Below are 13,152 nucleotides of genomic sequence, written 5' to 3'. Positions count from 1 at the left end.
GCGGCGTTGCGGGGCCGTTGCGTGCCCTCGTTCGCCCGCATCTGGCCGCTGTGCTTATGGTGCTGACGCTCCTCCTCACCGGCTGTGAGGGCGGCGACGACACCGCCAGTTCGGCCGCCGCCGCTCCAAAACTTGATCTGGACGCCGCTGAGTTGGCCTGGATTGGCGATCGCATCTTCCAGAACGAGTGCGCAGGACAGCGCTCTTGCCTGGTGCACTGGAACGTCGGTGAGGCGTTTCCGTCCCTCGGTATTGGCCATTTTATCTGGTATCCGGCGGGGGTGGAGGGGCGGTTCGTCGAGAGCTTTCCGCCGCTGATGCACTTTCTCCGGCAGCGCAACGTTACGCCGCCGGCCTGGCTCAACGGGCTGTCGCCGTTCGATGCCCCCTGGCCCGACCGGGCCGCGTTTCTGGCGGAGGACCCGTCACCCCGCACCGAGGCGTTACGGGCGTTCCTGTCCGAGACCCGAGGGCTGCAGGTGGCGTACATCTTCCAACGCACCCGGGAGGCCTTGGCACGGGTGCTGGCGGCGGCGCCGGCGGACCGTCGGGACCAGATGCGTCGACACCTGAGCGCGCTGGCAGCGACTCCCGGCGGCGCCTACGCGTTGCTCGATTACGTGAATTTCAAGGGCGAGGGGCTGGCTGAGTCAGAGCGTTATCAGGGGGAAGGCTGGGGCCTGCTGCAGGTGTTGCTGGCCATGCCTGAAAATGCTGGAGAAAGCGGGGTGGCAGAGGAGGGAAGCGCGCTTGCGGCCTTCCGGCAAGCCGCCGAGACAGTGCTGACCCGCCGGGCGCAGAACGCCGAGCGGGCCATTGAGCGGGAGCGCTGGCTGCCCGGCTGGCTGCACCGAATAGACACCTACCGGGAGCCGCCGACGCCGGGCTGACGCGTCAGCTTTCGGCTGGCGCCAGCGGGGCGTGCCGGAGATCCGGCGTTTCACCCGGGCGAACCACCAGCCACCACAGGTTCTGGTCCCAGTCACCCAGCACAATGCGGCGGGCGCTTTCCCCGTTGGCGGTAAGCGCATGAACCGCTGGCCGGTGGGTGTGGCCGTGGATCAACCGCTGGACGCCGTGGGCTTCCATCACCCGAACCACTTCCTCCGGAGTCACGTCCATAATCGCCTCCGCCTTGCCCTGGTTTTTCGCCATGGACAGGTCCCGAAGCTGGCGGGCCATCTGCTGCCGGTCTTTCAAGGGCCGGGCCAGGATCATCTGCTGCCACTGGGGGTTGCGCATGTTGGCCCGGAACTTCTGATACTCCACGTCCGCCGTGCACAGGCTATCGCCGTGCATCAGTAGGGTAGGGGTGCCGTACAGGTCGACCACGGTGGGATCGTCCATCAGCCGGGCGCCGGCCCGCTGGCAGAAATCCTCGCCGATCAGGAAATCCCGGTTGCCGTGCATCAGCACAATGTCCGTACCCGCGGCGTTCAGGCGGCGGAGGGCCTCGGCCACCCGCTCCTGCAGCGGGGTGCGTTCGTCATCACCAATCCAGGCCTCGAAGAAATCCCCGAGGATGTACAGGCGTTCAGCGCCCGGCGCGGTCTGATCAAGAAACCGGAAAAACGCGGCGGTGATGTCCGGCCGGGATTCCTCCAGGTGCAGATCGGAGATAAACAGCGTGGTCACGCGTCCTCCAGAACCTCGGCCTTCTCGATCACCACGTCCTCGGCGGGCACGTCCTGATGGCCGGCGCGCAGGGTGGTGCGCACGGCACGGATCTTGTTGACCGTCTCCATGCCATCAACCACCTTGCCGAACACGCAGTAGCCCCAGCCTTCCGCGTTCTTGGCGGTGTGGTCCAGGAAGCCGTTGTCCTGCACATTGATAAAGAACTGGGCGGTAGCGGAGTGCGGGTCCATGGTGCGGGCCATGGCGATGGTGCCGGTCATGTTGCTCAGGCCGTTATCGGCTTCGTTCTGGATCGCCTCGCGGGTCTTGCGGGGCGTCATGCCCGGCTCGAAGCCGCCGCCCTGAATCATGAAGTTGCTGATTACCCGGTGAAAGATCAGGCCGTCGTAGAAGCCGTCGCGCACGTACTGTTCAAAGTTGCGGGCGGTCTCCGGCGCCTTGTCATGGTCCAGTTCCAGTTTGATGTCACCGAAGTTGGTCTGCAGCAGAATCATCGAGGCTTCCTGTGTCGTAAGATTGAGAGTTCGGTTTGCTGGCCGTTATTGTACTCAAGAGTTTTCCCGGGTGCATGAGCCCGGCCGGGATTTGTGAGTATAATACGCGGTTTCTGAGCCACCCCCTGTCCAACAGAGAACGTATGAGCGCCGAGTCCAAGAAAGCCCACAATTTTATCCAGAGCCTGATTGAAGACGCCATCGCCAAGGGTGAGCACACCGGCAAGGTGGTGACCCGCTTTCCGCCGGAGCCGAACGGGTACCTGCACATCGGCCACGCCAAGTCGATCTGCCTGAACTTCGGCATTGCGCAAACCTTCGGCGGCGAGTGCAACCTGCGCTTCGACGACACCAATCCCGAGAAAGAGAATCAGGAGTACATCGACGCCATTCAGGCCGATGTGCGCTGGCTCGGGGGCGAGTGGGCCGGTGAGGTACGCTACGCCTCGGATTACTTCGACCAGCTGTACGCCTTCGCCGAGGAGCTGATCCAGAAGGGCAAGGCCTATGTGTGTGCGCTGAACGCCGAGCAGATGGCCGAGTACCGGGGCTCCCTGAAGGATCCGGGCCGGAACAGCCCCTACCGGGACCGCCCGGTGGAGGAGAACCTGCAACTGTTCCGGGACATGCGGGCGGGCAAGTACCAGAACGGTGAACTGGTGCTGCGGGCCAAGATTGACATGGCCTCGCCCAACATCAACCTGCGGGACCCGATTCTCTACCGCATCCGATACGCCGAGCACCACCAGACCGGCAACAAGTGGTGCATCTACCCGATGTACGATTTTACCCATCCGGTCTCGGACGCGCTTGAGGGCATCACCCACTCCCTGTGCACCCTGGAATTTGAGGACCACCGCCCGTTGTACGACTGGGTGCTGGACAACCTCTCGGTGCCCTGCCACCCGCGGCAGATCGAGTTTGCCCGGCTGAACCTGAACTATACGATTACCTCAAAGCGCAAGCTCAAGCGCCTGGTGGATGAAGGCCACGTTGACGGCTGGGACGACCCGCGCATGCCCACCATCTCCGGCATGCGCCGCCGGGGCTACACGCCGGAATCCATTCGCCAGTTCTGCGACATGATCGGCGTCAACAAGGCCGGCGGCACCGTGGACGTGGGCATGCTGGAGCACGCCATCCGGGAAGACCTGAACACCCGGGCGCCCCGGGCGATGTGCGTGATGCGGCCCATCAAGGTCACCCTGGTGAACTACCCCGAGGGCGAGAGCGAGACCCTGACCCTGCCGGTGCACCCGCAGGACCCGTCCATGGGCGAACGGCAGGTCACCTGGAGCCGGGAGCTGTACATTGACCGGGAAGACTTTGCGGACGAGCCGCCGAAGAAGTGGAAGCGGCTGGCGCCGGATCAGGCGGTACGCCTGCGGGGCGGTTACGTGATGACCTGCCGCGAGGTAATCCGCGATGCCGCGGGCGGGGTGGTCGAGCTGCGCTGCGAATACGATCCGGCCACCCTGGGTGTGAACCCGGAAGGCTACAAGCCCAACGGCGTGATCCACTGGGTTTCCGCCAGCGACAGCGTGGAGGCCGACATTCACCTGTACGACCGCCTGTTCAACCACGAATCTCCGGACAGCGACAAAGACGGGGATTTTGTGGACCACCTGAACCCGGATTCCCTGGTCGTGCTGTCCGGCGCCCGCGTGGAACCCAGCCTCGCCAAGCCGCGGCAGGACTTGCCCTACCAGTTCGAGCGGGAAGGCTATTTCTTCTGCGACCCGGCGCGCACCGAGGCCGCCGGACGGCCGGTGTTCAACCGCACTGTGACGCTCCGGGACTCCTGGGGTAACGGCGGCAAGGGGGGCAAATGATCCGCATCCACAACTCGCTGACCCGACAGAAGGAGGACTTCCGGCCCATCGAGCCGGGCAAGGTCCGGATGTACGTGTGCGGCATGACGGTGTACGACTACTGCCACCTGGGCCACGCCCGGGTGCTGGTGGCGTTTGATGTGGTATCCCGCTACCTTCGCCACCGGGGTTACGACGTGCACTACGTGCGCAACATCACCGACATCGACGACAAGATCCTGCGGCGGGCCGACGAAAACGGCGAAGTGTACACGGCGCTGACGGATCGCATGATCGATGCCATGCACGAGGACGAGGCCCGCCTGGGGGTGGCATCACCCACCGAAGAGCCGAGGGCCACCGGCTACATCGCCGAGATCCTCGAGATGATCAGTACGCTGATCGAGGGTGGCCACGCCTACGCGGCGGACAACGGCGATGTGTACTTTTCCGTGTCCTCGTTCGCCGATTACGGCAAACTCAGCAATAAGAAGCTGGAGGATCTGCTGGCGGGTGCCCGGGTGGATGTCCAGGAAGCCAAGCAGAGCCCGGCGGATTTCGCCCTGTGGAAAGCGGCCAAGCCCGGTGAGGTCAGCTGGCCGTCGCCCTGGGGTGACGGTCGGCCCGGCTGGCACATCGAATGTTCGGCCATGGCCACCCGCTGCCTGGGCGACACCTTCGACATCCACGGCGGCGGCCCGGACCTGCTGTTTCCCCATCACGAGAACGAAATTGCTCAGTCCGAGTGTGCCACCGGTCACCGGTTTGTGAACACCTGGATGCACGCGGGTGCCATTCGCGTCAACAAGGAGAAAATGTCCAAGTCCCTGGGCAATTTCTTTACCATCCGGGAGATCCTGGAACGCTATCCGGCCGAAGTCGTTCGCTATTTCCTGGTGTCCAGCCACTACCGCAGTCAGGTGGATTACTCAGAGGAAAACCTGGCCGAAGCGGGCCGCACCCTGAACCGGCTTTATCAGGCACTGAGGGGGGTGGAGGCCGCGGCCAGCAGTGACGTGGCCGAAACGGACTTTGATCGCCTGTTTCAGGAGCGGATGGACGACGATTTCAACACCGCCGGGGCCATAGCCGTGCTGCACGCGGTGGCCAACGAGATCAACCAGCAGCGCCGGGACGGCGATGATCGGGCGGCCCGGCAGACCGCCGCCGTCCTGATCCGCCTCGGCGGCGTTTTGGGCCTGCTGCAGCAGGACCCGGAAGCCTATTTCCAGGCGGACACCGGCGGTGAACTGACCGCCGATGACATTGAACAACAGATTCAGGCGCGGGCCGATGCCCGCAAGGCCCGGGACTTTGCGGAGGCGGACCGGATTCGGGACGCGCTGCTGGACCAGGGCATCGTATTGGACGATACCCGGGACGGCACAACCTGGCGCCGGGCGTAACGGGGCGGAGACTCCGACCAACCGCGACTTGCGGCTTGTGGGAATGACCTGATAGGTAAATTCCCGTATACTGCAGCGCTCAAAATTAGAACCGGGTACAACCCACTTGAGGCAGACAACGATGACAGAACGCGTACACATTGGCGGCATTCAGGTCGCGAAGAACCTCTACGATTTCATCAACAACGAGGCGATTCCGGGCACCGGCGTCGACCCGCAGGCTTTCTGGGCAGAGTTCGACAAGATCGTGAACGAGCTGGCCCCCCGCAACCGGGAACTGCTGGCCAAGCGTGATGCCATCCAGGAAAAACTGGACGGCTGGTACCGTGACCATAAGGGCCAGAAGCTGGACATGGCCGAATACAAGGCGTTCCTGAAGGACATCGGCTACCTGGTCGACGAGCCGGCGGACTTCAAAATCTCCACCGCCAATGTGGACCCGGAAGTGGCCACCATGGCCGGCCCCCAGCTGGTGGTGCCGATCATGAACGCCCGCTTCGCCCTGAACGCTGTTAATGCCCGCTGGGGCAGCCTGTACGACGCCCTGTACGGCACCGACGCGATCTCCGAAGCGGACGGCGCAGATAAGGGGCCGGGCTACAATCCTGTGCGCGGCGCCAAGGTCATCGAGTGGGCCCGCAACCTGCTGGACCGCTCTGCGCCCCTGGCCAGCGGCAGCCACAAAGATGCCGCCCTGTACTACGTGGATAACGGCAAGCTGGCGGTGAGGCTGCAGAACGGCGACGTCACCGGCCTGAAGGATCCGAGCGGCTTTGTTGGTTACACCGGCGCCGCCGATGCCCCCAATGGCGTGCTGCTGGTCAAGAACGGCATGCACTTTGAAATCCAGATCGATGCGTCCCATCCGATTGGCAAGGACGACGGCGCCCACGTCAAGGACGTGCTGCTGGAATCCGCCCTGACCACCATCATGGACTGCGAAGACTCCGTCGCCGCCGTGGACGCGGACGACAAGACCCTGGCCTACCGCAACTGGCTGGGCCTGATGAAAGGCGACCTGCAGGAAACCTTCGAGAAGGGCGGCAAGCCGATGACCCGTAAAATGCACGGGGATCGCCAGTACACCGCACCGGACGGCGGCGAACTTAGCCTGAAGGGCCGCAGCCTGATGTTCATCCGTAACGTTGGCCACCTGATGACCAACCCGGCCATCCTGCTCAAGGACGGCAGCGAAGTGCCCGAAGGGCTGCTGGACGGACTGGTGTCCTCACTGATCGCGATTCACGATCTGAAAGGCGACGGTCCGTTCCAGAACAGCACCCGCGGCTCCGTGTACATCGTGAAGCCCAAGCAGCACGGCCCGGAGGAAGTGGCGTTCACCAACGAGTTCTTTGGTCGGGTTGAAGACGCCCTGGGCCTGCCGCGCTACACCCTGAAGGTGGGCATCATGGACGAGGAACGTCGCACCACCGTCAACCTGAAGGCCTGTATCCACGCCGCCAAAGAGCGCGCGGTGTTCATCAACACCGGCTTCCTCGACCGCACCGGCGACGAAATGCACACCTCCATGGAAATGGGCCCGTTCATCCGCAAGGGCGAAATGAAGCAGGCCGCGTGGATCAACGCCTACGAGCAGTGGAACGTGGACATCGGCCTGGAAGTAGGGTTCTCCGGCGTTGCCCAGATCGGCAAAGGCATGTGGGCCATGCCGGATCTGATGGCCGCCATGCTCGAGGCCAAGATTGGCCATCCGAAGTCCGGCGCCAACACCGCGTGGGTTCCGTCCCCGACCGCCGCCACCCTGCACGCCACCCATTACCATCAGGTCAACGTGTTTGACGTGCAGAAGCAACTGGCCAGCCGCCAGCGGGCGTCCCTGGACGACATCCTGACCGTGCCGGTGATGGCAGACCCGTCCGCCCTGAGCGCCGACGACATCCAGCAGGAGCTGGATAACAATGCCCAGGGTATCCTCGGTTACGTGGTGCGCTGGGTCGACCAGGGTGTGGGCTGCTCCAAGGTTCCGGATATCAACAACGTCGGCCTGATGGAAGACCGCGCCACCCTGCGGATTTCCTCCCAACTGCTGACCAACTGGCTGCACCACGGCATCTGCTCCGAGGCGCAGATCATGGAGACCATGAAGCGCATGGCGGCCATCGTGGATCAGCAGAACGCTGGCGACGCCGATTACCGCAACATGGCGCCCAACTTTGATGACAGCGTTGCCTTCCAGGCCGCCTGTGATCTGGTGCTGAAGGGCCGCGAGCAGCCGAATGGCTACACCGAGCCGCTCCTGCACGCCTACCGTCAGAAGGCGAAAGCCAAGTACGGCCAGTAAGGCGTCAGCCTGAACCTCACTCCCGGTCACCTGGGGGTGAGGGATCGGATAAAAAAAACGGGGTCAGATGAGCTTTTTCATCTGACCCCGTTTTTTTATCTGGCTCCCGGGCTCCACCTGGTCCCCGGTCAAGCCGGGGCCAGATGCAGGCCCGCTACCTCACTCGTCCGCGTGCAACACGTCCGCCGCATACAGCGTGTTCTGCAGCAGCGTGGCGATGGTCATCGGGCCAACCCCGCCGGGCACAGGCGTGATGTAGGCGGCGCGCTCGGCGGCCGCGTCGAACGCCACGTCACCCTTGAGCTTGCCGTCCTCGGTGCGGTTGATGCCCACATCAATCACCGTGGCGCCGGGCTTGACCCACTCGCCCTTGATCAGCCCTGGTTTGCCCGCGGCGGCAATGAGAATGTCGGCGTCACCGACGAAACGGGCGAGGTCGTGGGTGAATCGGTGGCACACGGTGGTGGTTGCGCCCTTGAGCAGCAGTTCCATGGCCATGGGGCGGCCGACAATGTTGGAGGCGCCGACAATGACGGCGTGAGCCCCTTTGTAATCGGTGCCGATGCTGTCCAGCAGGGTGATCACCCCGGCCGGGGTGCACGGGCGAAGGGTCGGCATGCGCTGCATCAGGCGGCCAATGTTGTAGGGATGAAAGCCATCCACGTCCTTGTCGGGGCGGATCTTCAGCAGGATCGGATCGGCATCCAGAGGATCGGGCAGGGGAAGCTGCACCAGAATGCCGTCAACGGCGGGATTGTTGTTCAACTCTTCGACCAGCGCCTCGAGGGCGTCCTGGGAGGTGTCCGCCGGCAGGTCATAGGACAGGGACAGGATGCCGGCCTGTTCGCAGGCCTTGATCTTGTTGCCCACGTACACCTGAGAGGCGGGGTCGTTGCCCACCAGGACCACGGCCAAGCCCGGCGCCCGCAGGCCGTTTTGCCGACGGGCCTCGACACCGGCGGCGACCTGTTGCTTGACCTGGGCGGCAATCTCTTTTCCGTTGATCAGTTTGGCACTCATAGTTGTGTCTTGTCGGTTCGGGGTAGAAAATGAAGGGCACGGATTGTCTCATGGTTGGGCCGTGGCGCCAATTGGGCGGCCGGCCGGTTTTTCCAAATCCGTGTTGACGGGCACGGCCGGCGCCGGTAATATGCGCGCCAACTTTGCTGAGGCACTTGTTGTTCAGTGAGCGGGGTATAGCGCAGTCTGGTAGCGCGCCTGCTTTGGGAGCAGGATGTCGGGAGTTCGAATCTCTCTACCCCGACCATCTCTCTGGATAGCAGCTGGGCGATCTGTCGGGCGCCCGTAGCTCAGCTGGATAGAGCAACGGCCTTCTAAGCCGTGGGTCGCAGGTTCGAGTCCTGCCGGGCGCGCCAAATCGCCGGTCAGGGCATGTCGGGCCACCGCTCTTGGCAAAGTGAACGCAGTACCGGCCAGTCGTCGCATCGCGGCGGTACGAGGCCGCGCACCGACCGGTGCGAGCCAGATATGGTGGACGTAGCTCAGTTGGTAGAGCTCAGGATTGTGACTCCTGCGGTCGAGGGTTCGAACCCCTTCGTCCACCCCATTTTTCCCTTCCAGCGTTGGCCGGCCTGTTCATCAGGTGCTGCAGAACGTTATCTGATTGCCCGCGAGAGTGGCGGAACTGGTAGACGCGCTGGATTTAGGTTCCAGTGGGGCAACCCGTGAGAGTTCGAGTCTCTCCTCTCGCACCATTTCCTCCCTCGCCAGTCCTGAAGATGATTCTCTCGACCCCACAAAGCGTGATAAACTACCGGCTTTTAATTTTCCGCCCTCGCCTCGCGTGGCCGAGCGGGCCGGAGACTGGTAACGATTTCATCCACATACCGAACCTGTAATTTGAGGATCATCCATGCAAGTGTCCGTTGAAACGACCTCCAACATCGAGCGTCGCATGACGATTGGTGTGCCCGCCCAGGAAATCGACCAGGCGGTCCAGAAACGCCTGCAGGAAACCGCCCGGACCATCCGGCTGAACGGCTTCCGTCCTGGCAAGGTGCCGCTGAGCGTGGTCAAGCGTCGTTTCGGTGACAGCATCCGTCAGGAAATCGTGGGTGAGGTCATGCGTGACCACTACATCAAGGCATTGCAGGAGCAGGACATCAATCCGGCCGGCTGGCCGAGCTTTGAGCCGAAGACCATGGAAGAGGGCAAGGACCTGGAGTTCGTGGCCACCTTCGAAGTGCTGCCGGAGATCGAGCTGGGCGACCTGAGCAAGATCACCATTGAAAAGCCGGTGTCCGACGTCACCGACAAAGACATCGACACCATGATTGACAACCTTCGCCGCCAGCAGGCGACCATGAAGGAAGTCAAGCGCAAGTCCAAGAACAAGGACGTCGTCACCATCGATTTCGACGGCTTTGTCGACGGCGAAGCGTTCGAGGGCGGTTCTGCCAAAGAGCAGCGCCTGACCCTGGGTTCCGGGCAGATGATCCCGGGCTTCGAGAAGGGCATTGTTGGCGGCAAGGCCGGTGAAGAGCTGGAGATCGAGGTCACGTTCCCCGAGGACTACCACAACGAAGAGCTGGCCGGTAAACCCGCCACCTTCAAGATCACCATCCACAAAGTGGAAGAGCCCCAGCTGCCGGAGCTCGACGCCGAGTTCTTCCAGAAGTTTGGCATTGAGGCCGAAGACGAAGCCGGCTTCCGCGAGGAAGTGAAGAAGAACATGGAGCGTGAGCTCAAGCAGGCGGTGTCCAACAAGCTCAAGAACGACGTGGTTGATGGCCTGCTGGCCAACACCGAGCTGGACGTTCCGGCCTCCCTGGTGGACCAGGAGATTGATCGTCTCCGTCAGGACGCCGTTCAGCGCTTTGGTGGCCAGGTCGACTTCAAGCAGCTGCCCAAGGAAATCTTCGAAGAGCAGGCCAGCCGCCGTGTGAAGACCGGCCTGCTGTTCCAGGAAGTGGTCAAGCAGAACGATCTGAAGGCCGAGCCTGCCAAGGTGGATGAGAAGATCCAGGAGATCGCGTCTACCTACGAGCAACCGGATGAGGTCATTGCCCACTTCAGCAGCAACCCGGACCAGAAGGCCCAGGTGGAGTCCTCGGTCCTGGAAGACGCCGTGGTTGACCACGTGCTGGCCCAGGCCAAGGTCACCGAGAAGAAAATGAAGTACGAAGAGGCGGTAGCCGCCGGCCAGCCCCAGCGCTGAGTCCGGTAGCTCGCCCGGTACGCCGGCCCCCAGGGCCGGCCTGAACAACAGCCGGCACGTCCGGCTGTTTTCATCTGGGCAGACTGGTGGCACAGTATGGGCAGCATACGAAGGCGTAAATGCCCGATAACCGTGGCCGCACACGCCACACCCATTGTCCATAAGGAGTTCAGGCGCCGATGACGCACAAACCCATTGATGGCCCCGCGATGGTAACCAATTCCGGCCTGGTGCCGATGGTGATCGAGCAGACCGCTCGTGGTGAGCGTTCCTTTGATATCTATTCCCGTCTGCTGAAAGAGCGGGTGATTTTCATGGTGGGTCCGGTTGAGGACCACATGGCAAACCTGATTGTGGCCCAGCTTCTGTTCCTCGAGTCCGAGAACCCGGACAAGGACATCCACCTGTACATCAACAGTCCGGGTGGCTCCGTGTCCGCGGGTATGTCCATCTACGACACCATGCAGTTCATCAAGCCCGATGTGGCGACTCTGTGCGTGGGCCAGGCGGCAAGCATGGGCGCGTTCCTGCTGGCCGGCGGCGCCGAGGGCAAGCGGGCCTGCCTGCCGCACTCGCGGGTGATGATTCACCAACCGCTGGGTGGCTACCAGGGCCAGGCTGCGGATATCGAAATTCATACCCGTGAGATTCTGAAGATCCGGAACACCCTGAACTCGCTGCTGGCCCATCATACCGGCCAGGATATCGAAACCATCGCCCGGGATACCGATCGCGACAATTTCATGGATCCGGAGCAGGCCAAGGCCTATGGCCTGATCGATACCGTACTTGATAAGCGCGCGGCGAATACATAATACTGAAGTCATCGCATCATTCTTTGCCGACGTATGACTGGCAGTAACGTCGGCGGCTATCGAACAGAGGTAATTCAATGGCAGATGAAAGAAACGGCAGGAGCGACGATAACGGCAAGTTGCTCTACTGCTCGTTTTGTGGAAAGAGCCAGCATGAAGTCCGTAAGCTCATTGCAGGGCCCTCGGTGTTCATCTGCGACGAGTGCGTGGACCTGTGCAACGACATCATCCGGGAAGAGATTCAGGAAAGCGCACAGGAAGATGCTGGTGACCGCCTGCCGACCCCTGCCGAGATTCGCCATACCTTGGACGAGTACGTCATCGGCCAGGATCGTGCCAAAGTGGTGCTGTCGGTGGCGGTCTACAACCATTACAAGCGTCTTCGCTACGGCGAAGGCAAGAGCGACGTGGAGCTGGGCAAGAGCAACATCCTGCTGATTGGTCCCACCGGCAGCGGCAAGACGCTGCTGGCCGAGACCCTGGCGCGGATGCTGAACGTGCCATTCACCATCGCCGATGCCACCACCCTGACCGAAGCCGGTTACGTGGGTGAGGACGTTGAGAACATCATCCAGAAACTGCTGCAGAAGTGCGACTACGACGTCGACAAGGCCCAGCGCGGCATTGTTTACATCGACGAGATCGATAAGATCTCCCGAAAGTCGGACAACCCCTCCATCACCCGGGACGTGTCGGGCGAGGGCGTGCAGCAGGCGCTGCTCAAACTGATTGAAGGCACGGTGGCGTCGGTTCCGCCCCAGGGTGGTCGTAAACACCCGCAGCAGGAATTCCTGCAGGTGGACACCACCAACATGCTGTTTATCTGTGGTGGCGCTTTTGCCGGTCTGGAGAAGGTGATTCAACACCGGTCCGAGCGCAGTTCCATTGGCTTCTCGGCGACGGTCAAGAGCCAGGACGACAGCAAGCGTACCGGCGACATCATCAAGGACGTGGAAACCGAGGATCTGGTCAAGTTTGGCCTGATTCCCGAGTTCGTCGGCCGGCTGCCCGTGATCGCGACCCTCACCGAGCTGGACGAGGAAGCGCTGATCCAGATCCTGACCCAGCCCAAGAACGCCCTGACCAAGCAGTACCAGAAGCTGTTTGATATGGAAGGCGTCGAGCTGGACTTCCGGGAAGACGCTCTGCGAGCGGTTGCGCGCAAGGCGATGGAGCGGAAGACCGGTGCCCGGGGGCTGCGGTCGATCATGGAGGCGACCCTGCTCGACACCATGTATCAGATCCCGTCCGAGCACGACATCTCCAAGGTGGTTATTGATGAAAGCGTGATCAAGGGCGACTCCGAGCCGTTCAAGATCTACGCCAGTTCCGACCACGCCAAGGCGGTGCCCGAGGACTGACCGTCCCCGGTGCCGGCCAGCCCGGAGCGTGAAGGTGAACGAGGGGCGGCAACGCCCCTTTTTCTTGCCCGGATGTTTTTCCAGGGCCGGGCGGGTCATTCGCCGCTGGGCAATTGCAATTATGCTGGGCGCCCCAATGAAGGGTGT

Annotated in this window: 10 protein-coding genes and 4 tRNA genes; 11 read left to right on the top strand and 3 right to left on the bottom strand. The window is 62.5% G+C overall.

Annotation, left to right across the window (positions count from 1 at the left end):
• The first annotated feature begins 56 nt into the window (after positions 1-56).
• Positions 57-890: a hypothetical protein gene (locus tag V3388_RS07070; RefSeq protein WP_336366826.1), complete on the top strand. Its 834-nt coding sequence runs from the start codon at positions 57-59 to the stop codon at positions 888-890.
• Positions 891-894: 4 nt separating this feature from the next.
• On the opposite strand, the gene lpxH is transcribed toward V3388_RS07070, so the two are convergent.
• Together lpxH and V3388_RS07060 are read right to left on the bottom strand one after the other, a co-directional pair.
• A complete protein-coding gene (gene lpxH / locus V3388_RS07065) occupies positions 895-1,635 on the bottom strand; it encodes a UDP-2,3-diacylglucosamine diphosphatase (protein WP_336366825.1) in 741 nt (246 codons plus the stop codon).
• Positions 1,632-2,132, bottom strand: coding sequence for a peptidylprolyl isomerase (locus V3388_RS07060; RefSeq protein WP_336366824.1), 501 nt, complete (start codon positions 2,130-2,132; stop codon positions 1,632-1,634). The genes lpxH and V3388_RS07060 overlap by 4 nt, the downstream gene beginning before the upstream one ends.
• 143 nt (positions 2,133-2,275) lie before the next feature.
• On the opposite strand from V3388_RS07060, the gene V3388_RS07055 reads away from it, so the two are divergent.
• The 3 genes from V3388_RS07055 to V3388_RS07045 all read left to right on the top strand — a co-directional run bounded on the left by V3388_RS07055 (position 2,276) and on the right by V3388_RS07045 (position 7,651).
• Positions 2,276-3,964 carry a glutamine--tRNA ligase/YqeY domain fusion protein gene (locus V3388_RS07055; protein WP_336366823.1) on the top strand — a complete coding sequence of 563 codons (1,689 nt, stop codon included), beginning with the start codon at positions 2,276-2,278 and terminating at the stop codon, positions 3,962-3,964.
• Positions 3,961-5,349 (top strand): cysteine--tRNA ligase, encoded by a 1,389-nt coding sequence (gene cysS / locus V3388_RS07050; RefSeq protein ID WP_336366822.1) that lies wholly within the window; start codon positions 3,961-3,963, stop codon positions 5,347-5,349. Before V3388_RS07055 ends, cysS begins: the two co-directional genes overlap by 4 nt.
• 121 nt (positions 5,350-5,470) lie before the next feature.
• The gene (locus tag V3388_RS07045; protein ID WP_336366821.1) at positions 5,471-7,651 is read left to right on the top strand and encodes a malate synthase G; all 2,181 of its coding nucleotides are present in this window, start codon (positions 5,471-5,473) and stop codon (positions 7,649-7,651) included.
• 159 nt (positions 7,652-7,810) lie between these two features.
• Here the strand turns inward: V3388_RS07045 and folD are convergent, their stop codons facing one another.
• The gene (folD, locus tag V3388_RS07040) at positions 7,811-8,671 is read right to left on the bottom strand and encodes a bifunctional methylenetetrahydrofolate dehydrogenase/methenyltetrahydrofolate cyclohydrolase FolD (RefSeq protein ID WP_336366820.1); all 861 of its coding nucleotides are present in this window, start codon (positions 8,669-8,671) and stop codon (positions 7,811-7,813) included.
• A gap of 170 nt (positions 8,672-8,841) precedes the next feature.
• Between folD and V3388_RS07035 the strand changes: the two genes are divergently transcribed.
• The 7 genes from V3388_RS07035 to clpX all read left to right on the top strand — a co-directional run bounded on the left by V3388_RS07035 (position 8,842) and on the right by clpX (position 13,005).
• Positions 8,842-8,918: transfer RNA gene (locus tag V3388_RS07035), tRNA-Pro, on the top strand.
• 32 nt (positions 8,919-8,950) lie between these two features.
• Positions 8,951-9,027: transfer RNA gene (locus tag V3388_RS07030), tRNA-Arg, on the top strand.
• A 115-nt stretch (positions 9,028-9,142) separates the two neighbouring features.
• A tRNA-His gene (locus tag V3388_RS07025) sits at positions 9,143-9,218 on the top strand.
• Between the two features lie 63 nt (positions 9,219-9,281).
• Positions 9,282-9,366 (top strand) — tRNA-Leu (locus V3388_RS07020).
• 158 nt (positions 9,367-9,524) lie between these two features.
• On the top strand, positions 9,525-10,829 hold the full coding sequence (tig, locus tag V3388_RS07015; RefSeq protein ID WP_336366819.1) for a trigger factor: 1,305 nt from the start codon (positions 9,525-9,527) through the stop codon (positions 10,827-10,829).
• A 179-nt stretch (positions 10,830-11,008) separates the two neighbouring features.
• Positions 11,009-11,644, top strand: a complete 636-nt coding sequence (clpP, locus tag V3388_RS07010) for an ATP-dependent Clp endopeptidase proteolytic subunit ClpP (RefSeq protein WP_336366818.1) — start codon at positions 11,009-11,011, stop codon at positions 11,642-11,644.
• 77 nt (positions 11,645-11,721) lie between these two features.
• Positions 11,722-13,005 (top strand): ATP-dependent Clp protease ATP-binding subunit ClpX, encoded by a 1,284-nt coding sequence (gene clpX, locus V3388_RS07005; protein WP_336366817.1) that lies wholly within the window; start codon positions 11,722-11,724, stop codon positions 13,003-13,005.
• Positions 13,006-13,152 lie beyond the last annotated feature (147 nt).

Origin of the sequence: Marinobacter sp. C2H3 (assembly GCF_037080155.1) — a bacterium.
In the GTDB taxonomy this organism is placed as follows: domain Bacteria; phylum Pseudomonadota; class Gammaproteobacteria; order Pseudomonadales; family Oleiphilaceae; genus Marinobacter.
Note: the sequence above shows the minus strand (reverse complement) of the source record. Positions and strands in the feature narration are given on the sequence as shown.